We start from the raw sequence: 24,341 nt of genomic DNA, 5'->3' as shown, positions 1-24,341 counted from the left end.
CCAATTAGAGCCAGGGGCGCTCGGCCTGCATCTTGTTTTCAAAACTGCCGATGCTTGCGTCGTTCTTCAGGGTCGTGCCGATGTCGTCCAAACCTTCGAGCATGATATGCTTGCGCGCCGGATCGATATCGAACGTGATCGAGCCGCCATCGGGACCGGAAATCGTCTGCGCTTCGAGATCGATCGACAGGATGGCATTGGAGCCGCGCGAAGCGTCATCCATCAGCTTGTCGAGATTATCTTGCGAAACGACGATCGGCAGAATGCCGTTCTTGAAACAGTTATTGTAGAAGATGTCGGCAAATGACGTCGAGATCACGCAGCGGATGCCGAAGTCGAGCAAAGCCCACGGCGCGTGTTCGCGCGAAGAGCCGCAACCGAAATTGTCGCCGGCAACAATGATCTTGGCGTTCTGATAGGCAGGTTTATTGAGCACGAAATCGGCGTTCGGGCTGCCATCTTCGTTATAACGGGCTTCCGCGAAAAGTCCTTTGCCAAGACCGGTCCGCTTGATCGTCTTCAGGTAATCCTTCGGAATGATCATGTCAGTGTCGATATTGACAACCGGCAGGGGTGCGGCAACGCCGGTCAGGGTGGTGAACTTTTCCATGGCAAACCTTCGGGTGCTCATCTCGTACAGAAGATCATGCCAATAGAGCAAAACCGCCCGAATTTGAAGGTCGATTCGTGTTTAACCGGTACGGTACCTGTCGGTACGGTTGATCTCAGAGATCGATGATCGTTCCGCGGCCGTCGTTCCAGACGCGCATGTTTTCCTGCTTGGCAGTTCTGGTGCGGACAGGAACCGGTTTCAGCCGAGCCGAAAGCAGGCGAATGCCGGTGAAAATTGCTAGCATGCCAGCGAAGGCAACCGTCAGAGACGCGGTGAGGACAGCCACAAATGCAATGACGGCAATGCCGGACAGAGCAAAAAAGAAAGCGCGGACGTTCTGCATGATGGTTTTATCCCTTTCGATACAGGCAATGTGGGCCTTTCCCGCGACGCTTGCAAGAGGGGTGGGGTGCTGGGCATGATCAAGGCGTGATCACGATATTGCGCGTGCGTTGAAAGCTTGGCACAAAGCGTCATGCCTGTTTCTTCAGAAATTGTCCGACTGCGCCGATCCGTTCTCAGTGTTCCTGCCATCAACCAGCGAGCTCTGGAAAAGACCCATATCGTTGATTGCGATGCGGTGATTTTCGATCTCGAAGATTCAGTGGCGCCGGAAAAGAAGGCAGAAGCGCGGTGCAATCTGCGGCGTTTTTTTGCGGAAAGTCCGCTTCAAGGGCGTGAAGTCATCATTCGCATAAATGCGCTTGATTCAGAGTTTGGTCAGGACGATCTTGAACTCGTTCGAGATCTTTTGCCGGATGCCGTTGCTTTGCCCAAAGTGGACGATGTTGCATCGATTGCCGGTCTTGAAGAACGGCTCACGGGTACATCACCAAATCTGGGCATCTGGGCGATGATGGAAACCGCACGCGGTGTTTCCAATGCGGTCGAGATCGCGCGGATGGCGCAGTCCGCCGAAAATCGGCTTGATTGTTTCGTGATCGGTCTCAACGATCTGCGCAAGGATACCGGCGTCCCGGCTCGTGCCGGCCGTATCTATCTCGTGCCCTGGATGATGCAGGTGGTGCTGGCGGCCCGCGCCTATGGTCTGGATGTCATCGACAGCGTCTTCAACGATTTCAGGGATTCTTCAGCTTTCGAAGCGGAATGCGAACAGGGCCGTGACATGGGGTTTGACGGCAAGATGCTGATCCATCCGGCCCAGATCGAAGCCGCCAATCAGGCCTTTGGTCCCGCATCCGAAGCGGTGGAAGAGGCGCAGGCGATCATTGCCGCCTTTGCCCGACCCGAAACCCAAAATCTCAACGTCATCACCATGGATGGCCGAATGGTCGAGCGCCTGCATCTGGTGCAGGCGGAAAAACTGGTCGAACAATCAAGGCTTATAGCAGAACGAAGGACACGCGCATGAAACTTTATCGCCTTCTCACTGGAGTTGATGACGCCGCATTTTGCCACAAGGTGACACTCGCCCTAAACAAGGGATGGGAGCTGGCAGGTTCGCCAGCCTACGCGTTTAACGCCAAGACAGGCGAAATGCAGTGCGCCCAGCCCGTGACCAAGACTGTCGAAGGCAAGGACTACCATCCCGACATGAAACTCGGCGAGCAATAAGCGTCATCGTTCCGCAGCTGCGGCGGCATCGGCACTTTCCTCGATCCGCTCCATGTCGTCGTCGCTAAGGCCGAAATGATGGCCGATTTCGTGGATCAGCACATGGGTGATGATATCGCCCAGCGTCTCCTCGTTTTCCGCCCAATAATCCAGGATCGGACGACGATAGAGCCTGATCCGGTTCGGCAACTCGCCGGTCTCTACGGTGAAGCGTTCGGAAAGGCCGCGGCCTTCGAAAAGGCCGAGCAGGTCGAAAGGCGTCTCCAAAGCCATGTCTTCAAAGACGTCGTCATCGGGAAAATCCTCGATCTCGATCGTCAGATTGGCTGTGAGTGCTCTGAATTCGGCAGGCAAGACACCATAAGCCTCGATCGCAAGCGATTCAAAGGCACTGATGGTGGGTGCATGTCGATCACGCCAATCGTCTGTCTGGTCGATACGGGCCATGGGTACTCCTTATGGCCATGCATATATGCTTTTTGAGAAAATTTTTCGAGTGCGGATTCAAGGGTTCGCGCAATCCGGATGGGAACCATTTCACATTGCTGTTGACTCCTCAAGCCAGCTCTGGAATCCATAAGAACATAAAGTGAACATATCCGAATGGGAGCTGACGTCATGGCTGGAAAAGCTGTGACGCAGGAGACAGTTTTTGCCCTGCGTGAAACCATAGCCCGCATGGAGGGTCGAGATAACCGGTCGTTTGATGCATCGGATGACAGGGCTGATGAGATTCAGGATGCGCAGGAAAAGCGGGGCAGGCTTTCTTTTGGCATAGATGCGCTGGATGGGGCATTGGATGGCGGCCTACCGCTGGATGGTCTCACGGAAATCCGTTCCAGCGCCATGAAGGATGCCGGTGCAGCAAGCGGGTTTGCCCTGGCGATCGCAGCGCTTTTGCAAAACCGGGTGGATGGCCTTTCAGTTCGTCAGTCGGGAGAAAACGAACTGCCGATCCTCTGGATCGCCGATCGTCTCGCGGTGCTGGAAGCCGGCATGCCCTACGCATCGGGACTTCAGGATTTCGGCATAGCACCCGAAACATTTCTGCATGCGCGGCCGCGCAAGCTGGAGGATGCGCTGTGGCTTGCGGAAGCGGCAGTTGCAAGCGGCGCCTTTGCGATGACGATCCTTGAGGTGAGCGGCAACCTCAAGCATTTCGGGCTCACCGAAAGCCGAAGGCTTAGTCTTCGCGCCAAGGCGTCGGGACGGCACCTTGTTGTCCTGCGGCACGCCGGGGAGCAGGAGGCGAGCAGCGCCGGTTTCCGCTTTCTTATCGAAACTGCGCCGGCAGCGAACCGGTATCTTGCTGATGGAACCATGCTTGGCGGCAGCATCGGGCATTCCGTCTTTCGTCTCACTCTGGAAAGGAGCCGAAATCCGGCCTTGCTTTCCTTATCTCTGGAATGGAACTCTCATGACCGCCGCTTTTTCGTCAGCACGCCAGTCAAATCTGCTGGTTCAAACAGGCCAACAGCGCATTCTGGCGCTCGCCTTTCCGCGTCTGTCGATCGACAGGGTGCTCAGGAAAAAATGGGGAAACGCCTGGCGTTCCACCGGGCATCCTGACGCCGGACCTGTCGTCTGTGTTGCCCATGTCGACAATACCCTGCGGATCGTCGCCTGTGGTGACGAGGCCATGCGGTGGGGGCTACGATCAGGGCAGGGCTTGGCCGAAGCTCGTGCCATCTGCCCCGGCGTGATCGTCATCGATGAGGATCAGGCTGCCGATCAGCGACTTCTCGAAGCCGTTGCCGATTGGTGCGATCGGTACACGCCGCTGGTGGCGCTGGAAGGAAGGAATGGCCTTTTCCTTGATGTCACCGGCTGTGCGCATCTCGTGGGGGGGGAAGCCTGCCTGTTGGAAGACATTCTCAAACGTCTCACCCAGATGGGGTTTGAGGTACGCGGTGCGATTTCCTCCTCGCCTGGCCTATCGTGGGCGGTTTGCCGTCATGGTGCCGATCGTATCGTCAGTGATGAGGATCGCGAAGATGTTTTGACGCCGCTGCCGGTTGCCGCGCTGCGGCTTGATCCAAAGACGGTCGCAGCCCTGCATAAACTCGGTCTGAAATGTGTTGGTGACCTCATGCGAACGCCGCGTGCGCCGCTTGTCAGGCGTTTTGGTCCGGAGGTCCTTTTGCGTCTCGACCAGGCACGGGGCGATGACGAAGAAGCGATTTCGCCGCGCCGGCCGGTTGCCAGCCTTTCGGCGGAGCGGCGCCTTGCCGAACCGATCCAGTCGGAAGAGGACATCCTGTTCCTGACCAGACAGATTGCCAAAAGCTTGCTGTCGGGGCTTGAGGCGCGTGGTGTGGGCGGTCGTTTGTTCGAACTGGTGTTATTCCGGGTCGACGGGCAGGTCTTTCGTCTTCCCGCCGGTGCTTCCCGCCCCCTGCGGGATGCAGAACGCATCACTGCGCTGTTCTCGCAGCGTCTTGCCGCATTGCAGGATCTCGAAGCCGGTTTCGGTTTCGAGATCCTGCGTATCAATGTGCTGCATCATCAGCCCTTCGAAAACATCCAGTCCGATCTGGCGGAAAACGACCGCAGACATCTGGCTCTGTCGACGTTCGTGGATCAGGTTTCCGCGAGGTTTGGTCCGAATTGTCTGCAGACCTATCAGTTGCGCGAAAGCCATATTCCCGAACGGGCCGAACGTTTTGTTCCGGCCGCCGAAGCACTCGGCAGACAGATGCCGAAGGCACCGCAGATGCTTTCGCGCAGCGAAAGACCTGTCAGGCTTTTTCGTGTGCCGGAACCGCTGGAAAGTTTTGCCGCCGAAATTCCGGACGGGCCTCCGACACGCTTTCGCTGGCGCCGTCTCACACATCAAGTGGCGCGGGCGGAGGGGCCTGAACGCCTCAGTCCCGAATGGTGGCTGGATGATGAAGCGGCTGCGACACGGGATTATTTTCGGCTGGAATCGACTGCCGGCTATAGGTTCTGGATCTTTCGAAAGGGCCTTTATGAGCGCGACGCGCAACAGCATTGGTTCATGCATGGTCTTTTTGCATGAGCACCGAACCTCGCTTTTTCGAGATCGGTGCGCGTACCAATTTTTCCTTTCTTGAAGGGGCTGCCCGGCCGGAGGAAATGATGTTCGTGGCAGGAGCGCTCAACCTGTCAGGCATCGGCATTGCTGATCGCAATTCCGTCGCTGGCGTGGTTCGTGCTCACAATTATCTGCGTGAAATGCGCGAAATCCATGAACGCCAGAAAAAGGAAGGCGTGAAGGAAAATGAGGTCGAAATGCCTTTTCCTTCCACATTCCAGCCAGGTGCCCGGTTGGTGTTTTCGGACGAGACGCCAGACATTCTCGCCTATCCCTGCAATCGTCAAGGCTGGGCCAATCTCTGCCGGATGCTCAGCCGCGGTAATCTGAGAACGACAAAAGGCAGCTGCATTCTGGAGGAATGGGATATGCTGGAATGGGGTGCGGAGATGATGCTTGCCGTCGTTGCCGATCCTGTCTGTCAGTTCGAAAGCCAGAAGCTTGAAAAGCTGGAAAGCGTGCTTGGTCTTCTGAAGGGGCGTTTCGGCAAGGCCGTCTATCTGGCTTTGTCGCCAGGTTACGATGGCAGGGATGCTATCACCCTGGCCACGCTTGCAGGTGTTGCTAATCGCACCGAGATTCCGCTGATAGCAACCAATCAGCCGCTTTATCATCTACCTGAGCGAAAGCCTCTATCTGATGTGGTGACGGCAATCCGTGAGCATGTAACGGTTGCAGATGCCGGTTTTCGCCTTGCCCCGAATGCCGAAAAGCATCTGAAACATGGGCGTGAGATGGCGCGTATTCTTCGCAATTATCCGCAGGCGATCGCCAATACAGAGCGGTTTTTCGGCGCGCTGAAATTCTCGCTGGACGAGCTTCAACACAATTATCCGGATGAGGGCGTTCCCGGTGAGACGCCGGCAGAAACGTTGGCGCGGCTGACGTGGGAGGGAGCGAAAGAGCGTTTTGCCGACGGTATCCCGCCAAAGGTAGACCAAGCGATCCGCAATGAACTCGGTCTGATACGAGAGATGGAGTACGAACCTTACTTTCTGACGGTTCGGCATATTGTCTGGCATGCCCGCAAAGTTTTGAAAATCCTGTGCCAGGGCCGAGGATCCGCTGCCAATTCCTGTGTCTGTTATTGTCTTGGAATTACTGAAGTCGACCCCCGAAACTCGACGCTCCTGTTCGAGCGGTTCATCTCCACGGAGCGCAATGAACCGCCAGATATCGATGTCGATTTCGAGCACGAACGCCGCGAAGAGGTTATCCAGTATATCTACAAGCATTACGGCTTTCGCCATGCCGGTCTGACGGCGGCGGTCACCAGTTACCGGACACGCATGGCCGGGCGTGAGGTCGCAAAGGCCTTTGGTCTTTCGGAAGATGTTCAGGCAGCCTTGTCCAGCACGGTCTGGGGCTGGTCGGATGAAGGTGTCACGGATCGCGATGCCAAGGCGGCTGGGCTGGATCTCAAGGACAAGACGACGCTCAAGGTGATGAAATACGCCCGGGAACTGATGGGTTTTCCGCGGCACTTGACCCAGCATGTCGGTGGTTTCCTGATTACCCGGGACCGTCTGGACGAGGTTGTTCCGATCATGCCGACGGCGATGCCGGGCCGTTACATGATCGAATGGGATAAGGACGATCTCGATACGCTGAAACTTCTGAAGATCGATGTTCTGGCGCTTGGCATGCTGACCTGTCTGCGCAAGGCTTTTGAACTGATGCGCCAGCATTATGGGAGAGAGGAAACACTTGCCGGATTGAATGCAGGCAATCGTCCGGAAGTTTACGACATGATCTGCCGTGCCGATACGATTGGTGTGTTCCAGATCGAAAGCCGGGCGCAAATGAGCATGCTGCCGCGGCTACGCCCACGGGTGTTTTACGATCTCGTTGTTGAAGTCGCGATCGTTCGACCGGGGCCGATCCAAGGCAATATGGTGCATCCCTATCTGAAACGCCGGGAAGATTTACGGCATAAGCGTCCAATCACGTATCCAAGTCCCGAACTTGAAAAGGTTTTAGAGCGGACGCTTGGCATTCCGTTGTTTCAGGAACAGGCGATGCAGATTGCGATCACTGCTGCCGGGTTCACGCCTGCCAAGGCCGATGCTCTGCGCAGATCAATGGCAACCTTCAAACGTTCGGGCCGTGTCAATTCGTTCAAGCAGGACATGATCAAAGGCATGCTTGAGAACAACTATCCCCTCGAATTTGCCGAAAGCTGTTTCAAACAGATTGAAGGGTTTGCCGAATACGGTTTTCCGGAAAGCCATGCGGCCTCCTTTGCCCTGCTCGTTTACGTCTCGTCCTGGATCAAGGCCTTTTATCCGGATGTCTTCTGCGCGGCTCTGCTCAATTCCCAGCCCATGGGTTTTTATGCGCCGTCGCAGCTTGTGCGGGATGCGCGCGAACATGGCGTCGAGGTGCTGCCGGTCGATGTCAATCATTCCGATTGGGACAGTAGCCTGAGGCAAGCGCAGTTCGACCGTTGGCGTATCGATCGCCGGCATGCCGAAATGCGTGAGGTGATCTTGACGAGACATGCCGTGAGGCTCGGTTTTCGGCAGGTCAAAGGCTTGTCGGAAAAGGCCATGCGCGAAAAGCTGATCGCCAACCGCGGAGAGAGGTATCACTCTGTTCGTGATCTCTGGCTGCGATCAGGGCTGGATAAAGCCGATGTCGAAAAGCTGGCCGATGCGGATGCCTTTCGCTCGCTCGGTCTGTCGCGTCGTGAAGCTCTCTGGGCGGTGCGCGCGCTGGATGCCAGAAGTGCTGCGGAAAAGCTGCCATTGTTCGATCAGGTCGCGCATCTCGATCTGCAGGAAGAGCCCAAAACGCAGTTGCCTGAAATGTTGCCAGGCGAGGAGGTTATCGAGGATTATCGTGCGCTGTCGCTGTCGCTTAAAGCGCATCCGGTTTCATTCCTGCGGGATCGCCTGCAGGCGATGAATGTCTGCCGCAGTGTCGATCTTTTGAATGTCCGCAATGGCCGAAAGATCACGATTGCCGGTCTCGTTCTGGTGCGGCAGCGGCCGGGCTCGGCAAAGGGCGTGATCTTCATGACGCTGGAAGACGAAACAGGCGTTGCCAATGCGATCGTGTGGCCAAAGGTCTTTGAGAAATACAGGCCGGTGGTCATGGGCGCGCGTCTGGTCAAGATTTTCGGTCGGCTGCAGAGCCAGAGCGGCGTCATCCATACAGTCGTCGATCATATCGAGGATCTGACACCGATGCTGGGCCTGCTGCAAACGGAGGTTCGCCGTTTTGCCGTTCTTGAACGCGCAGATGAAGTCTTGAATGGCCCGCGACACGATCCTCGCCAATCACGGAAAGACCAGCATTCATATTCTGGTGGCGCCACGACGGATGCCGAACAGGGGCTTGATACGGCTCGCGTCATGCCAAAAGGGCGGAATTTTCATTGATCACGTAAATTTTTTTGGCACGTATAAAGCGGAAAACAGGCGCTTTGCGAAATCTGCATATTAGCGAATTGATTCATTTTCTTGACATTTGTCCCCTTGTTTGGGAAAGAAAGCGGATAAGCTAGGTCATGTTTCTGGATCGACCCGAAAATGCTCGTCTGCAGCTGCAATTACATTACCGACACCGAAATTCGCGATGCCATCACCGCATTGCTTGATGAGGACTGTTGGCAGCTTATAGTTCCAGTCAAGGTCTATCATTCCATGGCCAAACGCGGTCGCTGTTGCGGCTGTTTTCCGAATGTCGTCGACCTTATTATCCGCACGACCGAGGACTACCATGCCCGTCGCCACTCGACGGAAGCGGAAGTAGTTGATTATATGTCCCGCCTGAAACAACTCCACGAAGAAAACAGGAGAGCGGACATTGAAAGGCGACAAAAAGGTCATCGAGCGGCTTAACGAGGCTCTTTTCCTCGAACTCGGCGCCGTCAATCAATACTGGGTACATTATCGTCTTCTTGAGGACTGGGGTTACACCAAGCTCGCCAAGAAGGAACGTGCCGAGTCGATCGAGGAAATGAACCACGCGGACAAGCTGGTTGCTCGCATCATCTTCCTCGAAGGTCATCCCAATCTGCAGACGCTTGCGCCCCTGCGCATCGGCCAGAACGTCAAGGAAGTTCTGGAAGCAGATCTTGCCGGCGAATACGATGCCCGCAAGGCTTACAAGGAATCCCGAGACATCTGTCACGCCGCCGGGGATTATGTCTCCATGAAGCTTTTCGAAGAACTGTTGATGGACGAAGAAGGTCACATCGATTTCCTCGAAACACAGCTGGAACTCCTCGGCAAGATCGGTGAAGCGAAATACGGCCAGCTCAACGCCGATTCCGCCGACACGGCAGAATAAACGAGAATTCATCGCTTAAAAAACGCCGGCAGTTTTGGCTGCCGGCGTTTTCATTTTGTGTGCTGCTTCATCTTTTCAGGCTGATTTGCCCGCAAGATGAGCAAACTCGGCAACCACCTTGCGATAGACCTCACGCTTGAAAGGCACGATCAGGTCAGGCAGCTCGGCCATCGGCTTCCAGTTCCAGGCATCGAATTCCTGATGCTGGCCGGATGGCGGCTCCTCGATGTTGATCTCGCTCTCGTCGCCATCAAAACGAAAGGCAAACCAGCGTTGCGTCTGCCCGCGATATTTGCCCTTCAGACCAATGCCGATCAGATGTGGCGGCAGATCGTAATTGATCCAATCTTTCGCCTCAGCAAGCAAGGTTACCGAGCACATGCCGGTTTCCTCGAAAAGCTCGCGGCGGGCAGCAACAAGTACGTCTTCTCCCCTGTCGATGCCGCCTTGCGGCATTTGCCATAGCTGCGGGGAACCGTCGGATTCGGAATTGTTTTCGGATAGCCGACGGCCGACCCAGACCAGGCCTTCCCGATTGAGAACCATGATGCCGACACAGGGTCGGTAGGGCAGGCTTTCAGCGGATACGGGCTTTTTGGTTTTGCTCATTGCTTTTCCGTTCAAGGATGCGCCGGATCGTTGACGACGGCGGAGACGCCGACAATCTCAATGCCGCGATTGTTCACTTCACCCACCCATTGCTGAATGGCTTCGATGCTCTCGTCGAAAGCCGATGCCGAGCCGATAGCAAAGCCCTTTCGTTGGGCAATGCGCTCGAGTTCGTCCAGCTTCTTCAGAATCTCCAACTTGTCGAGCTGAGCATCCAGCGTCAGGTCTGCGAAAGCATGAGGAAGCTGCAACGGCTTTGCTATCTTTTCGGTCAGCGATTGCGCAGAGGAACCATCATCAATGAACAGCAACCCGCGACCGGCAATGTCACGAAGCACAGGCTCAAGTGCATCGGCATCGGAAAGAAAACGCCCACCGAGATAATTCATCACGCCCGTATAATTCGTGATCTTGGCCATCGCCTCATGCAGGTTCGCAATGTTCTCTTTCACATTCGCTTGCGTAACCAAGGTGGAAGCGCCAGGATTGCTACCCGGATAATCGAAAGGTTCCATCGGAAGCTGAACGAGAATTTCATGGCCTTTGCGGCGCGCCTCCTGCATCCAACGCGGTAGACTATTGCCGGTCGCCGCGAAGGCAAGCGTAATTTCTCCTGGCAGCGTTCGAATGGCATTCTGGGTGCCAGTCTGGCTGAGACCAAGGCCACCGACGACGATGGCAATACGCGTTCCGCGCGCACCGGACCATGGGCGTGCATATTGTTCCATTGGTCGCAGACCATCAGGGCCGACAATTGGTAAGCGGCCTTCCGATGTATCTTCAATGAGATCCTCGTTCGGTATCGCTGCCACGCGCTCGTCCTGACCGACGCGTTGTGCCTCAATGATCAGCGGGCCGTTACCATCACGTTGCTTGGGAGAATATGTGGTGACGACCTGCCCATTGTCCGTTTGCGTGCGCTGAATTGTGGCGCCGCCATTGGGTCCGGATCGCGTTAAATCCTTGCTCGCTGCTGAGGGTGATGTCGATATACGCTCATCTGAAGTCACGTCAGGCGACGCGTTATTCTTCGCCACCTCGGTCTTTTGAAGGGCAGGGTCCGGACGCATGGCGTAAAAGGAAAAACCGAAAACCCCTGCACCAACCAGCAAACCAAAAATGACACCAACTGATATTCTTCTCGAACGCCGCAAACGCGCTTCGTTATTCCGTCCAAGCGGTGCGTGAAGATCAGTCCCCAATGCTCATCAGTCCTGAAATGTTGTCTAAAAGAAAACCGGCCCGAAGAACGGACCGGTTTCACTCGTATATTGTTGTGATTACGGCTTCACGGCAGCGGCAGCTTTGTCCTGATGTGGCGGAAAGGCGGCATCCGTCTTGTTGCCACGCAACAGGTCAAGCGCATAGTTCAACTGAATGTCATCTTTGGTTTCCGGCGGTACGTAAGCCGAAGAACCGGAACCTTCTTCCGTTTCGCTCTGGCCGGTAATGTGGCCGCGCAGGCTGGATTCACCTTCAGCTTTCACCTTGCCCTGCAGTTCCTCCGGCAGTGGCTGCTCGACTTTTATGTCCGGCTCGATGCCGGTTCCCTGGATCGACTTGCCGGACGGCGTGTAATAAAGCGCGGTCGTCAGGCGCAACGCGCCGGCTTCGCCAAGCGGAATGATGGTCTGAACGGAACCCTTGCCGAAGGAACGGGTACCAACAACGGTGGCGCGCTTCAGGTCCTGCAAGGCGCCAGCAACGATCTCCGAAGCAGACGCCGAACCGCCGTTGACGAGAACGATGACGGGCTTGCCATCGGTCAGGTCGCCAGCGCTGGCGTTGAAGCGGCGGGTTTCTTCGGCGTTACGGCCGCGGGTCGAGACGACTTCACCGCGCTCCAGGAACGCGTCGGAGACGTTAATGGCCTGATCAAGAAGACCGCCCGGGTTGAGGCGAAGGTCAAGAACATAGCCCTTCAGCTTGTCAGCAGGGACATCCGCCTTGATCTTCTTGATTGCCTTTTCCAAGCCCTCATAGGTCTTTTCGGTGAAGGAGATAACGCGGACATAACCGACATCACCTTCCACACGCGACTTGACTGCCTGGACGGCGATCGTGTCACGAACGACGGTGATATCGAGTGGCTTGTCTGCGCCCTGACGGATGATCGTCAGCTTGATCGGCGTGTTGATCGGGCCGCGCATCTTTTCGACTGCGTCTTCCAGCTTCAGGCCGCGCACCGGCGCGCCATCGATCTCGGAAATGAAGTCGCCGGCCAGAACGCCGGCCTTGGATGCCGGTGTATCATCGATCGGGGTAATGACCTTGACCAGCTCGTTTTCCATCGTCACTTCGATGCCGAGACCGCCGAACTCGCCCCGGGTCTGGGTGCGCATGTCGTCGGCATCCCTGGCATTCATGAAGCTGGAATGCGGATCGAGTGATGTCAGCATGCCGTTGATGGCGTTTTCGACCAGCTTTTCTTCGTCCGGCGGCGTGACATACTGGGCCCGCACGCGTTCGAAGACATCACCGAAAACCGACAGTTCACGATAGGTCGAGGAACCGGCTGCCTGAGCCGGAACGCCGGCTGAATAGATCACGCTCATCGCGGTCGCACCCATCAGTGCGCCAACGATGACAAGAGAAGCCCTACGAATCATTGCGTGCCCTTCCAGTGTCCTTTTTGACCCACCACGGTGCCGAATCGACCGGGCTGCCATCTTTTCTGAATTCAATGTAAAGCGTTGGGCGATCTGTTTCCAGCGCCAACGCTGTTGCGCTTGCCACTCTTTTTTCACCCATCAGGGCGATAGGCTCACCTGCAAATACGAATTTGCCTTGTCGCACGTTTACGGTGTTCATGCCGGTCATAACCACGTGATAACCATCGCCAGCATTGAGAATCACCATTTGGCCGTAGCTTCTGAACGCGCCGGCAAATACGACCAGACCATCGGCCGGTGCCGTCACCACTGCCTTCGGACCGGAGGCGACCGTCATGCCTCGGGCCGGGTGGCCTGTACCATCAGGATCATCCCAGGAACGTAGAATATCGCCGGCTACCGGCAGCTCCAGCTTCTGTTTCAGACTGGAAAACGGATATGCGGGCGCAATGCGGTTTTTGTCGGGCACGCCGCTTTCGGCTAGTTGCCGGGCTTTTTCGCGTTCTTCGGCACTCAGCTGTTTCTGGCGCTCTTCCTCAAGGCGGGCCCTTTCAGCGGCGTCGCGGATCGAGGTGATATCGTTTTCCAGGGATTCGATCAGGCTACTCAGGCTTTCGGCACGTGATGCCAGCTCGTCCGTGCGTTGCTGTTCTGCTGCGAGGTCCGCAGCACCCGTCTGGCTCTGCTTGTCGTTTTCGGCCATCAGCAGCTGCATACGCTTGTCTTCTTCAAGACTTGCAGTGATCGTTTCGGACACGCGTGTCTTTTCCGTCGTTGCGTCTTTTTGAAGCGAGGCCAATGCCCCAAGGTCATTCACGAGTGCGGTTGCTTGCTTGCGCATACCGGGAACGACAGCACCGAGCAGGATAGCGCTGCGGACGGACCCAAGGGCATCTTCCGGCGTGACGAGCAGGGCGGGCGGCGGGCTGCGTCCCATGCGCTGGAGAGCGGCCAGAACTTCCGCCAGAATGGCGCGGCGGTCATGCAGGGATTTCTTGATGGCATCCTGACGAACACCGAGCTGCGCAATCTTTTCTTCGCTGGCAAGAATCTGCGCTTCCAGTTCCTTGCGCCGGCTAGCGGAATCGATCAGCGCCTGTCTCAGACTGGCCGTGCTCTTCTCAAGTGCCGCAATATTTTCTTCGATCAGGCGCGCCTTCTCCGAGGAGATGTCGATGGAGCGGGTCAGTTCCTCGAGTTCATTGCGCGTCTCATCTCGCTTTTGCTGCAGTTCGACTGAGGCGGCGTCGGGCGTTCCCGGCGCTGACACAGGTGCCGTTTCTGGTTGCTCGGAACCTACGACATCTTCCTGAGCAATGGAGGCTGTTGGAGGCAGGACTGCGGCTGCGGAAAACGCAAAAACCGCCGCCGTTGCCGGCAGCGCTGCAGTCAGCCCAATCCATGTCGATCTCTTCATTCCGTCCCGCGAATCTCTGCCGGATTGTCCGATAATAAGCAGATTCGGCCCGCTGCGCCACAGGGAACATTATCCGTGCCAATCCAAACGGAATGAATCTAGACGCGATGATAGGGATGGCCGGACAGAATAGTGACGGCGCGATAAAGTTGTTCGGCCAGCAGAATGCGCACCAATTGATGCGGCCAGGTCATGGCGCCGAAATTGACCACGGCATCGGCCCGGTCACGGGACGACGCATCATGGCCATCGGCGCCGCCGATCGCCAGCATGCAGTCGCGTTTGCCCTGATCGCGAAACCGGCCAATCAGGGCCGCGAATGCTTCGCTGTCCATGGATTTTCCGCGCTCGTCGAGAATGATCAGCACGCTGCCTTCCGGCATCGCCTTTTCCAGCATGACGGCTTCCTCGCGCTTGCGGGTGTCAGCGTTGGAAGCGCGGCTTTCCGCCACTTCCACAACGCGTGCAAATTCCAACCCGACTGCCGGGCCGGCCTTGGCCATCCTGTCGACATAACGGGACGCAAGTTCCTTTTCAGGGCCGGTTTTCAACCGTCCCACGGCAAAGAGGCTTATTCGCATCCTTCAAAAACCGCCATGTTCTCCCGTCCCACGCAATCGGCTCGGCCGGCGACGTGGGTAAGGGATGCGCATCGTCGGTTCAGCCCGAAAGCTGGGACGCGTCAATGCAATGTGTTTTCCTCATAATCCGGTTCTGCCCACATTCTCTCGAGATTATAGAACTCGCGGATTTCAGGGCGGAACACATGGATGATGATGTCACCGGTGTCAATCAACACCCAGTCACCGGTTTCCTGGCCTTCGACACGGGCGCCGCCGTAGCCTTCGTCCTTGAGATCGGAAACAAGATGGTCGGTGATCGCCGAGACATGGCGGCTCGATCGCCCGGAGACAACCACCATGTGGTCTCCCAGCGCCGATTTTCCGGCAATGTCGATGGTGACGATATCTTCGGCTTTTGAGTCCTCAAGGCTGGCGAGGACCAGTTCGAGAGCACGATGAGCAGCTTCGGCGCCGCGGTCCGTGCTCGTCGGGAGGAGACGCTGGGTCTTTCCCTTGGCGTGTACTGTTGTCAGGGTTTTTCCTTTCGTCCAAGACAAAACAGGCACTCGCGAATCCCTGATCTGAGGGACCCGCAAGATTGAAGGTGGCATCGAATGTCTAATCTTTCAAGAGCGATGCTATTGGATTGCGACCATAAGGCGATCACGCCGTTCACGTTTTCTGTCGTGCCTTTGCACGCAGTTGCGTGGAACTGATGGATGAGCGGCGATCGTGCAGGAAAGTCCATGCCGGCGCTGGCCGCAGGGCAAGCCCAGCCGCGTCTTCTTCATCGATACGCGCGTGATCGTAAGCGCGCGCCATCGTTGAAGACAGGAAGGAAAGTGTTGCGCCAGGCCGGTCGATAACGGCGATAGGGAAGGTGGCAACGATCTGACGCCAGTTCTGCCAGAGGTGAAACGTCTTCAGGCTGTCCGCGCCCATGATCCAAACGAAGCGGATGCCGGGATTGCGCGTAGCGACATGCGCCACCGTATCGGCGGTAAAGCGGGTGTCGAATGCCTGCTCGAATGCTGTTACCTTGATGCGCGGATCGTCTATCAGCTTTTCGCTCGCGGCAATCCGGTCGGAAAGAGAAGTGAGTTCCGACCGGCTTTTTAGCGGATTGCCGGGCGTTACCATCCACCAGAGATTATCGAGTGCCAGCCGGCGCATGGCGATTTCCGCAACAAGCAGATGTCCTTCATGCGGCGGATTGAAGGAACCGCCGAACAGGCCAACGGTCATGCCGCGCTCGACATGCGGCATGCGCAGGTAACGGCGATCGACTGTCTCCCCCTCCACCAGCGATCAGGGCCTTGTCTGGCCGGTGCCGTGCACACGGTATTTGAAGGATGTCAGCTGCTCTACGCCGACCGGGCCACGGGCATGCATCTTGCCGGTCGAAATGCCGATTTCGCCGCCCATGCCGAACTCGCCGCCATCGGCAAACTGGGTTGAGGCGTTATGCAGGAGAATGGCCGAATCGATTTCGTTGAAGAAGCGCGCCACCACGGCCGGATTTTCGGCAATCACTGCTTCTGTGTGGTGCGAGGAATAGGTGCCGATATGGTCGATGGCCCCGGAAATACCGTCCACCAGTCTGACCGAAATGACGGCATCGAGATATTCCGTGCTCCAGTCCTCTTCGGTTGCCGGAACAAGACCGGGAATTTGGGAGAGCACATCGGTAGAACCGCGCACTTCGCAGCCGGCTGTTTTCAAGTCGCCTACCAGTGTCGCCAGCACTGTGCCGGCAGCGGCCTTGTCAACCAGCAATGTTTCGGCGGCACCGCACACACCGGTGCGCCGCATTTTCGCATTCACGACGATCTTTTTGGCCATGTCCAGATCGGCAGACGCGTCCACATAGATATGGCAAAGGCCTTCGAGGTGGGCAAACACCGGCACGCGCGCCTCGTTCTGCACCCGTGCGACAAGGCTTTTGCCGCCGCGCGGCACAATCACGTCGATCGCGCCATCAAGGCCGGAAAGCATTGCGCCGACGGCGGCACGATCGGTGGTCGGAATAAGCTGGATCGCATGCTCTGGAAGCCCGGCTGACTTTAGCCCCTCCACCAGGCAGGCATGGATCGCCTGCGATGAAAGCGCGGAATCCGAACCGCCGCGCAGGATCACGGCGTTGCCGGCCTTCAGGCACAGTGCGCCGGCATCGGCGGTGACGTTCGGACGGCTCTCGTAAATGACGCCGATGACACCGAGCGGCGTGCGTACGCGTTCAATCTGCAGGCCGTTGGGGCGATCCCAGGCAGCGATCACTTCGCCCACAGGATCCTTGAACTCGGCGATCTCGCGCAGGCCCTGTGCCATGCCGTCGATGCTCTTGTCTGTCAACGTCAGGCGATCGATGAAGGAGGGCAGCAGTCCCTTGCCTTCGATGTTTTTCAGGTCGGCTGCATTGGCAGCCAGCAATTCGTCCTTTGCGGCCAGAATGGCATCGGCCATGGCGTAAAGGGCGGCGTTCTTGGCCTCGGTCGAGGCGGTGGCAAGTGCGCGCGCGGCACTTTTGGCATTTCGGCCAATGGCGTCCATCATGGCAGTAATATCTGCCGCTCCTGAAATCTTATCCAGCATGGGCATCCTCCCGCACTTTCGCATCGTCGGTGGCAAGATGGCCGGTCACGACGAGATCGTCGCGATGCACCATGGCGGCGCGGCCTGCATAGCCGAGAATGCTTTCGATCTCGCCGGATTTGCGGCCGGCAATCTGCCGCGCCTCGTCGGCGTCATAACTGGCAAGGCCACGGGCAATCTCGCGGCCATTAGCCCCGATGATCGCCACCGTATCGCCGCGGCTGAACTGGCCGCTGATCTTGCGAACACCGGCCGGCAGCAGGCTCTTGCCGCCGTGCAGTGCGTTTTCCGCACCGGCATCCACATGCAGTTCGCCGCTGGCTTGCAGATGGCCGGCAATCCAGGTCTTGCGGGCATTGACCGGGGTCTTTGCCGGAGCAAACCATGACGAGCGCGCACCATCCTCGATGGCGCGCAGCGGATGGTCCGGCTTGCCCGATGCGATGATCATGGCGCAGCCGGCCGTTGTCGCGATCTTGCCGGCATCAATCTTGGTGCGCATGCCGCCACGCGAAAGCTCGGACGCGGCACCACCGGCCATCGCCTCGATTTCGGGCGTGATTTCGGCAATTTCACTCAGGAACTGCGCCTGCGGATCGACATGCGGCGGCGCCGTATAAAGCCCGTCGATATCGGAGAGCAGGACCAGAAGGTCGGCACCAGCCATGGTGGCGACGCGGGCGGCCAGCCGGTCATTGTCGCCATAGCGAATTTCGGAGGTGGCGACCGTATCGTTTTCATTGATGATCGGCACCGCGCCCATTTTCATCAGCTGTTTCAACGTCGCGCGGGCGTTGAGATAACGGCGGCGTTCCTCCGTGTCACCAAGGGTCAGAAGAATCTGGCCTGCAACGATATTGTCGCGCGACAAGCTTTCCGACCAGGCGCGCGCCAAAGCGATCTGGCCAACGGCTGCCGCCGCCTGGCTCTCTTCAAGTTTCAGCGCCCCGGCGGGCAGGCCCAGAACCGTGCGGCCCAGCGCGATCGCGCCGGAAGACACGACAAGCACTTCCGTGCCCCCCGCCCTCAAGGCCGCAATATCGGCGCAAACCGCATCGAGCCAGCGCGATTTCAATCCCGTGCCGCGATCGACAAGAAGGGCCGAGCCGATCTTGATGACGATACGCCGATGGCTGCTCAGCGATTTGCGGCCGACACTCATTCGTCGGCGTCCTCGTCGCTGTCTTCCTTGACCGGGGTGGAGCGATCCGGAAGCGCCGTCTCGCCCGTGCCGCTGGCCTTGACGATGACATCGCGCAGCGCACGCAGAACCTCTGTCATGCCCTTGCCGGTAATGGCCGAAATCAGGAACGGCTTCTGGCCGGATGCCTTTTCAAGCTCCTTGGCCTTCTTCTTCAGTTCCGTCTCATCAAGGATGTCGATCTGCGACAAGGCTACGATGACAGGCTTGTCGATCAGGCCGCCGCCATAGGCTTCCAGCTCGGTCTTTACGGTCTTGTAGGATTTTCCGACATTTTCCTCCATCGAGGAAACGAGGTGCAGCAGAACGCGGGTACGCTCGACGTGCCCGAGGAACCGGTCACCGATGCCCACACCTTCATGCGCACCTTCGATCAGGCCTGGAATGTCGGCCAGCACGAATTCGCGGCCGTCGATGGTGGCAACACCAAGGTTCGGATGCAGCGTCGTAAATGGATAGTTGGCGATTTTTGGCCGTGCACGGGTAACGGATGCCAGAAACGTCGACTTGCCGGCATTCGGAAGGCCGACGAGACCGGCATCAGCAATCAGCTTCAGCCGCAGCCAGACTGTCTTTTCTTCACCTTCAAGTCCAGGGTTGGCCCAGTTTGGCGCTTGATTTGTGGCCGTCTTGAAGTGCGAATTGCCGAAACCGCCATTGCCGCCCTTGGCAAGCCGGAAACGCTGGCCTTCACGCGTCAGGTCGGTGATCAGGGTCTCGTTGTCTTCCTCGAAGATCTGAGTGCCGACCGGCACCTTCAAGGTGACTTCACCGCCATTGGCGCCTGTGCGGTTGCGGCCCATGCCGTGAATACCGGTATGGGCCTTGAAATGCTGCTGGAAACGGAAATCGATCAGCGTGTTGAGTCCATTGACGGCCTCGACCCACACATCGCCACCACGGCCGCCATCGCCGCCGTCCGGTCCGCCGAATTCGACGAATTTTTCCCGTCGGAACGAGACAGCGCCGGCGCCGCCGTCGCCTGAGCGAATGTATACTTTTGCCTCGTCGAGAAATTTCATCTTTTTGCCGTCACTTGTCTGATAGTCGGTTTTCGGTTTGGATATCGCCCATAGGGGCTGAGGTCAAAGAATATCATGAAGTTCGTCAGCTATAACATCCAGTATGGTTTTGGTCTGGACGGTCGTTTCGACCTTCAACGCATCGCGACAAGCCTTGCCGGGGCCGATGTGATCGCCCTGCAGGAGGTCACGCGCAACTCGCCGGAAAACGATCACGTCGACATGGTTGCCGCCCTGCAGGACCTGTTTCCCGATTTCTTCATGTCTTACGGTGCCGGTTGCGACGTCCTCTTTGATTTCGTGGTCGAAAACGGCCGGCGAAGGGAAAGACGTTTTCAGTTCGGTAACATGATCCTGTCGCGCTGGCCCATCCTCGCGACGCGCCATCTGTTGTTGCCGCGCACGCACAGTAGTGAGCAACTCAACCTGCAGCGCAGCGCCGTCGAGGCCGTCATCGATGGGCCGGGTGGTGCCATCCGCGCCTACTCGGTGCATCTCGATCATGTTTCGCCCGATGAACGCATTGCCCAGATCGCGTTCCTCAAGGAGCGTGTGCTGAACTTCGTGGCGGAAGGAGGTTCGCTGACGGGGGCCGCATCCAGAAAATTTCCCGAACTGCCGCTGCCGCAGGACTTTGTGGTGATGGGCGATTTCAACATGGAGCCCGAAACGCCGGAATACATTGCCATGGTCGGACATGCCGACCATTTTTACGGACGCTCCCTTCGTGCCAACCAGCCGGTTGACGTACTGGCGCGTTTCGGTCGCCTGGCGCCCGATTGTTACAGCTGGATCGAGCCGCCGGAAGGACCGCAGAAGGCGCATCTCGATTACTGTTTTATCAATCACCAGCTGTTTCCCCGTGTTCAGGATGTGTTTGTCGATATGGACGCCAAGGGATCGGACCATTTTCCCGTCTGGCTCGAAATCGATTGAGGCGTCCGGGGCGGTTTCCCGCCCCGGCATGTCATTTTCTGACGGTCAGGACAAAATCCTGCGCTGTGATGATCGTGTCGATATGCATGACCATCGTATTGCGCGCGACGGAAAACATATCGCGGCACCCGGTAATCGCAAAGCCGAGCTTCTGCTGGACACGAAGCGATCCCGGATTGTCGGAAAACATGCCGGAATGTATCGCCGATTCCGGCGTGCGTTCAAAAAACGCTTTCAGCGCAGCACCCGCGGCCTCGGTCATCAGGCCCCTGTTCCAGGCACTGCGGTTCAGCCAGTAACCAAGATGCCATTGGCCATGCCTGAGTTCGATGCTGACGGCGCCGATATGGCTCCCATCGGTATCGCAGATGGCAAAGTTCCAGTCGGGCAGCTTGCTGTTCGCCTGGCTTTTCAGCCAGTCCACGGCATCCTGCCGATGGAAAGGTGCGGGCACGCGCGCCAGCATGCGCGACACGGAAAAATCGGCAAGCGAGGCGGCAATTGCGCCGGCATCTTCCAGCGTGTGAGGCCGCAACAGGAGGCGCGGCGTGCGGACAACCGGGCAAGGGCCCATGTCGGTACGCACGGTCTGCTTTTCGCTGGGCGAAGCGATCATCGCATTTCTCCCCAGCTTCTGAGCGACATCCAGGTCTTGCGGTCGAGCCTATACCATTCAACCGGTACCATGCCGCCGAGCGCCAGCGAACCGACCATGCCGGATCCCTGGAACTGAAAACCGCATTTCTGGATGACGCGACGTGAAGGGATGTTGGTCACTCGGCAACGCGCATCGATCTGGTCGATGTCGCGGGTTCGGAAAGCCATGTCGATCAATGCATGTGCCGCTTCGGTGGCAATCCCTTGGTTCCAATAGGGTTCTCCCAGCCAGTAGCCGATTTCCAGCGTGGCGGGGTCTTCCTGCGGTTCGAGCGCGCAGCAGCCAAGGAACTTGCCGTTATCGGCGTGGGTAATGGCATAGACGCATTTGCCAATCACGCCATCTTTCGTACGTCGCACAAAGTCCGCGGCGTCTTTGGCCGTGTAGGGGTGCGGCATGCGGGCGACCATGGTCGCAATATTCGCATTGTTGGCGAGATGGGCAAGTGCGTCGATGTCTTCTTCGTGAGGCGCGCGCAGAACGAGCCTTTGCGACAATAAGACGGGGCAACTGCTTCTCAGCCGGTCGGGCCTTGGCCGCTCTTCGGGCAGCCTTGATTGGCTGCTCCTCAACAATTCGCCTTGCATGTTCAGTCTCCTTCGTGAGGGTAAAGAAAAAGGGGAGGTGGGTGGTGCCCCATCTCCCCTTTTCTTTGACTGAACCTTTAACATTCAACCGGGTCGATGAGACGCCGGTTGCTAACGCTTGCCGGCTTTATTCTGCGGCTTCGGCTTTCGGCATCACGGACACGTATACGCGGCCGTTAGCCTTCGTACGGTAGTTCACGTTGCCGGCGGTAAGCGCAAAAATGGTGTGGTCCTTGCCGAGGCCGACATTGGCGCCCGGATGCCACTGCGTACCGCGCTGGCGCACGATAATGTTGCCTGCGATGACGACTTCGCCACCGAACTTCTTCACGCCAAGGCGCTTGGAGTTAGAATCGCGACCGTTACGCGATGAACCGCCAGCTTTTTTATGTGCCATGGGAGTTCTCCTTTAAACCTACGAAACCCGATTAAGCGACGATGTCGGTGATACGAACAACCGTGTGATGCTGGCGATGACCGCGAATACGCTTGGAATTCTGACGGCGACGCTTCTTGAAGGACAGAACCTTCTTGCCACGGTTATGTTCAACGACTTCAGCCTTGACGATGGCGCCGGCTACGAAAGGCGCACCGAACTTGGCATCGGCGCCAACGCCGACGACCAGGATTTCGTTGAATTCTACAACTGCACCAGCTTCGGCTTCCAGCTTTTCGATGGTGAGCACGTCGTTGGCGGCCACGCGGTACTGCTTACCGCCGGTCTTGATGACTGCGAACATTATTTATCCTTTCATGTTCGTTCCGGCTCTTCCCCGAAAGGCGGCCGTCTTTTTGTCAGTCGGAATGGCAGACTTCTGAGATTGCTCAAAGGGCCCGCCGGTGAAATCTGTGAGGCAGCGTTAAGGCCAAATCCACACAAACAAAGAGGCGAGGAAAGCTTTCCACGCCTAATTGCGTGCGGGAATACGTGAGAGTCAAAAAACTGTCAAGGTGACTATCTACAAAGAGTTTCTTTTGGCCTCTTGCCAGTCCGGATTTTCATCGCTATGAACCGCGTCGCGCTGACCAACGCGTCATCATGCTCAAGCGGAGAGGTGGCTGAGTGGTCGAAAGCACCGCACTCGAAATGCGGCATACGGGCAACCGTATCGTGGGTTCGAATCCCACCCTCTCCGCCATTTACCGCTGCAAGATGCTGAAATAGTTTATATTTATTGTTTCGAGCAAGCGTTACCATCAAGCCTACCCACAATTGTTATGCGGGCTGGTTGGTGATGAATTCACTACGCGCTGGTTGTTCCTCAAGTCGCTATAGTCGGTAATTTTGTCTTGATAACTGCGGTCGTGGAGTTAGCGACCGCTTGTTGGGGGCGCGTGCTTGCAGACACGGACGCATTTGTGCACATCTTGTTCTGGTCAGTGATACATGAAGCGCTGATCTCTAAAAGGAATAACTAATGCCCTTTTCACCAGATGAACAAACCATGTGGACGGACGACGCAGCTGAGCGTTCCGAGCGCCCTGATGATAGGGCAATCAACGAGCGTTACGTCAGAGGTGAAGGGCGCATCGTAATCGAATCCAACCGAGAGAAACTGCCGGGGTTTGTTAATCAGTTGAAGGATCCTGATTACATGGATCTTCGCCCGTTTTATCAACGGCGTCCGCGGTGGGACGTCCGGACGCAGAGTTTGCTGATTGAATCGTTTGTGATGAACATACCGGTTCCTCCAGTATTTCTCTATGAACGTGACTTCAACTCTTACGAGGTAATGGATGGTCAACAGCGGATTACCGCTCTTCGTGACTTTTACGCCAATACCTTAAAGCTCCGCGGCTTAGAAACATGGCCCGAGCTTAACGGTCGCTATTATAGCACCCTACCTGACAAGATTCGCGCAGGCATTGACCGGCGCTCAATAACTTCGATTGTCCTACTCAAGGAATCAACTGGGAGCGAGGAGGAAGCCTCGCTTCTTCGCGAGACTGTTTTCGATCGTCTCAATACCGGCGGGATCAAGCTGGAGAGGCAGGAAATCAGAAACGCACTTTATCGCGGCGAATTCAACGATATGATCCATCAAATAACTCGTACCGATGAGTTCCGCAGCGTGTGGGGCTTGCCGCGTTGGGTCGAAAATGAAATTGAAGCAAATACCACACTCGTCTCTGATCCGTTCTTCGCAAAAATGGGCGACGCAGAGGTAGTTCTCAGGTTCTTTGCGCTTCGGCACGCGGACCACTATCGTAACGGAATGCAGGGGTTTCTTGATCTCTACATGAGGCGCGCGGCTAAGTTTTCTCGTGGCGATGTGGCGCAGCTTTCCGAGCTCTACGAAAAGACGCTTAGCCTTGCATTAGACATTTACGGTCAACGCATTTTCAGGCCGTATTCTCCTGAGCGTGAAGCGTGGGATACCAAACCTCATCGCGCGTTCCAAGATGCCGTTATGATCGGTCTGTCAGAAGTTTTGCGCTACGGATCTCAACTTGTTGAACGTAAGTCTGACGTTCTCAAGGCTACAAAGCGCCTTTTCATAAGGCATCCAGATGGCGCTTTTACCGGACGCGCTAACACGAAGCAGGATTTAAAGGACAGAATTGACCTTTATCGGGCGATGCTGCGCGATATATTGGCCTAAGC

At 57.0% G+C, this 24,341-nt stretch carries 26 protein-coding genes and 1 tRNA gene; 10 read left to right on the top strand and 17 right to left on the bottom strand.

All coding sequences use genetic code 11. From position 1 onward, the window contains the following. Positions 1 to 4 precede the first annotated feature (4 nt). Both leuD and GAO09_RS07900 read right to left on the bottom strand, forming a co-directional pair. Positions 5 to 610: a 3-isopropylmalate dehydratase small subunit gene (gene leuD, locus GAO09_RS07905; protein ID WP_153353485.1), complete on the bottom strand. Its 606-nt coding sequence runs from the start codon at positions 608 to 610 to the stop codon at positions 5 to 7. Positions 611 to 725: 115 nt separating this feature from the next. Continuing rightward, entirely contained in the window at positions 726 to 956 is a 231-nt protein-coding gene (locus tag GAO09_RS07900; protein ID WP_153353484.1) for a hypothetical protein, read from the bottom strand. Positions 957 to 1,088: 132 nt separating this feature from the next. On the opposite strand from GAO09_RS07900, the gene GAO09_RS07895 reads away from it, so the two are divergent. Beyond that, positions 1,089 to 1,985, top strand: coding sequence for an HpcH/HpaI aldolase/citrate lyase family protein (locus tag GAO09_RS07895; RefSeq protein WP_153353483.1), 897 nt, complete (start codon positions 1,089 to 1,091; stop codon positions 1,983 to 1,985). Further along, positions 1,982 to 2,188 carry a DUF1737 domain-containing protein gene (locus tag GAO09_RS07890; protein ID WP_153353482.1) on the top strand — a complete coding sequence of 69 codons (207 nt, stop codon included), beginning with the start codon at positions 1,982 to 1,984 and terminating at the stop codon, positions 2,186 to 2,188. Before GAO09_RS07895 ends, GAO09_RS07890 begins: the two co-directional genes overlap by 4 nt. A gap of 3 nt (positions 2,189 to 2,191) precedes the next feature. On the opposite strand, the gene GAO09_RS07885 is transcribed toward GAO09_RS07890, so the two are convergent. Further along, on the bottom strand, positions 2,192 to 2,635 hold the full coding sequence (locus GAO09_RS07885; protein ID WP_153353481.1) for a metallopeptidase family protein: 444 nt from the start codon (positions 2,633 to 2,635) through the stop codon (positions 2,192 to 2,194). A 171-nt stretch (positions 2,636 to 2,806) separates the two neighbouring features. On the opposite strand from GAO09_RS07885, the gene GAO09_RS29940 reads away from it, so the two are divergent. From GAO09_RS29940 to bfr, 5 genes are all read left to right on the top strand, one after another. After that, positions 2,807 to 3,757 (top strand): ImuA family protein, encoded by a 951-nt coding sequence (locus tag GAO09_RS29940; RefSeq protein ID WP_235937973.1) that lies wholly within the window; start codon positions 2,807 to 2,809, stop codon positions 3,755 to 3,757. Further along, the gene (locus tag GAO09_RS07880; protein ID WP_338015056.1) at positions 3,708 to 5,207 is read left to right on the top strand and encodes a Y-family DNA polymerase; all 1,500 of its coding nucleotides are present in this window, start codon (positions 3,708 to 3,710) and stop codon (positions 5,205 to 5,207) included. Before GAO09_RS29940 ends, GAO09_RS07880 begins: the two co-directional genes overlap by 50 nt. Then, positions 5,204 to 8,626, top strand: coding sequence for an error-prone DNA polymerase (locus GAO09_RS07875; RefSeq protein WP_153353479.1), 3,423 nt, complete (start codon positions 5,204 to 5,206; stop codon positions 8,624 to 8,626). The genes GAO09_RS07880 and GAO09_RS07875 overlap by 4 nt, the downstream gene beginning before the upstream one ends. A 150-nt stretch (positions 8,627 to 8,776) precedes the next feature. Continuing rightward, positions 8,777 to 9,088, top strand: a complete 312-nt coding sequence (locus tag GAO09_RS29935; RefSeq protein WP_153353478.1) for a (2Fe-2S)-binding protein — start codon at positions 8,777 to 8,779, stop codon at positions 9,086 to 9,088. Beyond that, on the top strand, positions 9,054 to 9,539 hold the full coding sequence (gene bfr / locus GAO09_RS07865) for a bacterioferritin (RefSeq protein ID WP_112730631.1): 486 nt from the start codon (positions 9,054 to 9,056) through the stop codon (positions 9,537 to 9,539). Before GAO09_RS29935 ends, bfr begins: the two co-directional genes overlap by 35 nt. Before the next feature lie 75 nt (positions 9,540 to 9,614). Here bfr and GAO09_RS07860 read toward each other — a convergent pair whose 3' ends face one another. The 10 genes from GAO09_RS07860 to obgE all read right to left on the bottom strand — a co-directional run bounded on the left by GAO09_RS07860 (position 9,615) and on the right by obgE (position 19,555). Beyond that, complete coding sequence (locus tag GAO09_RS07860; protein ID WP_153353477.1) at positions 9,615 to 10,148, bottom strand: RNA pyrophosphohydrolase; 534 nt, start codon at positions 10,146 to 10,148, stop codon at positions 9,615 to 9,617. Between the two features lie 11 nt (positions 10,149 to 10,159). Continuing rightward, positions 10,160 to 11,350 (bottom strand): divergent polysaccharide deacetylase family protein, encoded by a 1,191-nt coding sequence (locus GAO09_RS07855; RefSeq protein WP_153353476.1) that lies wholly within the window; start codon positions 11,348 to 11,350, stop codon positions 10,160 to 10,162. A gap of 78 nt (positions 11,351 to 11,428) precedes the next feature. Continuing rightward, on the bottom strand, positions 11,429 to 12,757 hold the full coding sequence (locus tag GAO09_RS07850; protein WP_153353475.1) for a S41 family peptidase: 1,329 nt from the start codon (positions 12,755 to 12,757) through the stop codon (positions 11,429 to 11,431). After that, the gene (locus GAO09_RS07845) at positions 12,747 to 14,177 is read right to left on the bottom strand and encodes a murein hydrolase activator EnvC family protein (protein WP_153353474.1); all 1,431 of its coding nucleotides are present in this window, start codon (positions 14,175 to 14,177) and stop codon (positions 12,747 to 12,749) included. Before GAO09_RS07845 ends, GAO09_RS07850 begins: the two co-directional genes overlap by 11 nt. 98 nt (positions 14,178 to 14,275) lie before the next feature. Beyond that, complete coding sequence (gene rlmH / locus GAO09_RS07840) at positions 14,276 to 14,758, bottom strand: 23S rRNA (pseudouridine(1915)-N(3))-methyltransferase RlmH (RefSeq protein ID WP_153353473.1); 483 nt, start codon at positions 14,756 to 14,758, stop codon at positions 14,276 to 14,278. A gap of 101 nt (positions 14,759 to 14,859) precedes the next feature. Continuing rightward, positions 14,860 to 15,306 carry a ribosome silencing factor gene (gene rsfS / locus GAO09_RS07835; protein ID WP_410768099.1) on the bottom strand — a complete coding sequence of 149 codons (447 nt, stop codon included), beginning with the start codon at positions 15,304 to 15,306 and terminating at the stop codon, positions 14,860 to 14,862. A gap of 106 nt (positions 15,307 to 15,412) precedes the next feature. Then, positions 15,413 to 16,006, bottom strand: a complete 594-nt coding sequence (locus tag GAO09_RS07830) for a nicotinate-nucleotide adenylyltransferase (protein ID WP_209018646.1) — start codon at positions 16,004 to 16,006, stop codon at positions 15,413 to 15,415. Positions 16,007 to 16,048: 42 nt separating this feature from the next. Continuing rightward, entirely contained in the window at positions 16,049 to 17,332 is a 1,284-nt protein-coding gene (locus GAO09_RS07825) for a glutamate-5-semialdehyde dehydrogenase (RefSeq protein WP_153353470.1), read from the bottom strand. After that, complete coding sequence (gene proB, locus GAO09_RS07820) at positions 17,322 to 18,494, bottom strand: glutamate 5-kinase (RefSeq protein WP_153353469.1); 1,173 nt, start codon at positions 18,492 to 18,494, stop codon at positions 17,322 to 17,324. The genes GAO09_RS07825 and proB overlap by 11 nt, the downstream gene beginning before the upstream one ends. After that, positions 18,491 to 19,555 carry a GTPase ObgE gene (gene obgE / locus GAO09_RS07815; RefSeq protein WP_153353468.1) on the bottom strand — a complete coding sequence of 355 codons (1,065 nt, stop codon included), beginning with the start codon at positions 19,553 to 19,555 and terminating at the stop codon, positions 18,491 to 18,493. Before obgE ends, proB begins: the two co-directional genes overlap by 4 nt. 75 nt (positions 19,556 to 19,630) lie before the next feature. Here obgE and GAO09_RS07810 point away from each other — a divergent pair, with 75 nt between their 5' ends. Then, positions 19,631 to 20,491, top strand: a complete 861-nt coding sequence (locus tag GAO09_RS07810; RefSeq protein WP_153353467.1) for an endonuclease/exonuclease/phosphatase family protein — start codon at positions 19,631 to 19,633, stop codon at positions 20,489 to 20,491. Between the two features lie 31 nt (positions 20,492 to 20,522). On the opposite strand, the gene GAO09_RS07805 is transcribed toward GAO09_RS07810, so the two are convergent. The 4 genes from GAO09_RS07805 to rplU form a co-directional block, all read right to left on the bottom strand. Next, a complete protein-coding gene (locus GAO09_RS07805; RefSeq protein ID WP_153353466.1) occupies positions 20,523 to 21,107 on the bottom strand; it encodes a GNAT family N-acetyltransferase in 585 nt (194 codons plus the stop codon). Then, positions 21,104 to 21,736, bottom strand: a complete 633-nt coding sequence (locus tag GAO09_RS07800) for a GNAT family N-acetyltransferase (RefSeq protein WP_153353465.1) — start codon at positions 21,734 to 21,736, stop codon at positions 21,104 to 21,106. Before GAO09_RS07800 ends, GAO09_RS07805 begins: the two co-directional genes overlap by 4 nt. Before the next feature lie 127 nt (positions 21,737 to 21,863). Continuing rightward, complete coding sequence (rpmA, locus tag GAO09_RS07795) at positions 21,864 to 22,133, bottom strand: 50S ribosomal protein L27 (protein WP_132278681.1); 270 nt, start codon at positions 22,131 to 22,133, stop codon at positions 21,864 to 21,866. A 31-nt stretch (positions 22,134 to 22,164) separates the two neighbouring features. Next, complete coding sequence (gene rplU / locus GAO09_RS07790) at positions 22,165 to 22,476, bottom strand: 50S ribosomal protein L21 (protein WP_112730658.1); 312 nt, start codon at positions 22,474 to 22,476, stop codon at positions 22,165 to 22,167. Positions 22,477 to 22,785: 309 nt separating this feature from the next. Here rplU and GAO09_RS07785 point away from each other — a divergent pair. Together GAO09_RS07785 and GAO09_RS07780 are read left to right on the top strand one after the other, a co-directional pair. Continuing rightward, positions 22,786 to 22,875, top strand: a tRNA-Ser gene (locus GAO09_RS07785). 279 nt (positions 22,876 to 23,154) lie between these two features. After that, positions 23,155 to 24,339 (top strand): DUF262 domain-containing protein, encoded by a 1,185-nt coding sequence (locus GAO09_RS07780; RefSeq protein ID WP_153353464.1) that lies wholly within the window; start codon positions 23,155 to 23,157, stop codon positions 24,337 to 24,339. The last annotated feature ends 2 nt before the right edge of the window (positions 24,340 to 24,341 follow it).

It is taken from the genome of Endobacterium cereale (assembly GCF_009617585.1).
Lineage (GTDB): Bacteria > Pseudomonadota > Alphaproteobacteria > Rhizobiales > Rhizobiaceae > Neorhizobium > Neorhizobium cereale.
The sequence above is the reverse complement of the archived record's forward strand: the minus strand, read 5'-3'. Positions and strand labels throughout refer to the sequence as shown.

Coding starts and splice junctions, on each gene's coding strand:
- GAO09_RS07805 (WP_153353466.1), bottom strand. CDS start 21,107: ATGATCGCTTCGCCCAGCGAAAAGCAGACCGTGCGTACCGACATGGGC.
- GAO09_RS07890 (WP_153353482.1), top strand. CDS start 1,982: ATGAAACTTTATCGCCTTCTCACTGGAGTTGATGACGCCGCATTTTGC.
- proB (WP_153353469.1), bottom strand. CDS start 18,494: ATGAGTGTCGGCCGCAAATCGCTGAGCAGCCATCGGCGTATCGTCATC.
- GAO09_RS07900 (WP_153353484.1), bottom strand. CDS start 956: ATGCAGAACGTCCGCGCTTTCTTTTTTGCTCTGTCCGGCATTGCCGTC.
- GAO09_RS07895 (WP_153353483.1), top strand. CDS start 1,089: ATGCCTGTTTCTTCAGAAATTGTCCGACTGCGCCGATCCGTTCTCAGT.
- leuD (WP_153353485.1), bottom strand. CDS start 610: ATGGAAAAGTTCACCACCCTGACCGGCGTTGCCGCACCCCTGCCGGTT.
- GAO09_RS07800 (WP_153353465.1), bottom strand. CDS start 21,736: ATGCAAGGCGAATTGTTGAGGAGCAGCCAATCAAGGCTGCCCGAAGAG.
- GAO09_RS07885 (WP_153353481.1), bottom strand. CDS start 2,635: ATGGCCCGTATCGACCAGACAGACGATTGGCGTGATCGACATGCACCC.
- GAO09_RS07780 (WP_153353464.1), top strand. CDS start 23,155: ATGCCCTTTTCACCAGATGAACAAACCATGTGGACGGACGACGCAGCT.
- GAO09_RS29940 (WP_235937973.1), top strand. CDS start 2,807: ATGGCTGGAAAAGCTGTGACGCAGGAGACAGTTTTTGCCCTGCGTGAA.
- GAO09_RS07845 (WP_153353474.1), bottom strand. CDS start 14,177: ATGAAGAGATCGACATGGATTGGGCTGACTGCAGCGCTGCCGGCAACG.
- GAO09_RS07850 (WP_153353475.1), bottom strand. CDS start 12,757: ATGATTCGTAGGGCTTCTCTTGTCATCGTTGGCGCACTGATGGGTGCG.
- GAO09_RS29935 (WP_153353478.1), top strand. CDS start 8,777: ATGCTCGTCTGCAGCTGCAATTACATTACCGACACCGAAATTCGCGAT.
- GAO09_RS07810 (WP_153353467.1), top strand. CDS start 19,631: ATGAAGTTCGTCAGCTATAACATCCAGTATGGTTTTGGTCTGGACGGT.
- obgE (WP_153353468.1), bottom strand. CDS start 19,555: ATGAAATTTCTCGACGAGGCAAAAGTATACATTCGCTCAGGCGACGGC.
- GAO09_RS07825 (WP_153353470.1), bottom strand. CDS start 17,332: ATGCTGGATAAGATTTCAGGAGCGGCAGATATTACTGCCATGATGGAC.
- GAO09_RS07860 (WP_153353477.1), bottom strand. CDS start 10,148: ATGAGCAAAACCAAAAAGCCCGTATCCGCTGAAAGCCTGCCCTACCGA.
- rlmH (WP_153353473.1), bottom strand. CDS start 14,758: ATGCGAATAAGCCTCTTTGCCGTGGGACGGTTGAAAACCGGCCCTGAA.
- rpmA (WP_132278681.1), bottom strand. CDS start 22,133: ATGGCACATAAAAAAGCTGGCGGTTCATCGCGTAACGGTCGCGATTCT.
- GAO09_RS07875 (WP_153353479.1), top strand. CDS start 5,204: ATGAGCACCGAACCTCGCTTTTTCGAGATCGGTGCGCGTACCAATTTT.
- GAO09_RS07830 (WP_209018646.1), bottom strand. CDS start 16,006: ATGCCGCATGTCGAGCGCGGCATGACCGTTGGCCTGTTCGGCGGTTCC.
- rplU (WP_112730658.1), bottom strand. CDS start 22,476: ATGTTCGCAGTCATCAAGACCGGCGGTAAGCAGTACCGCGTGGCCGCC.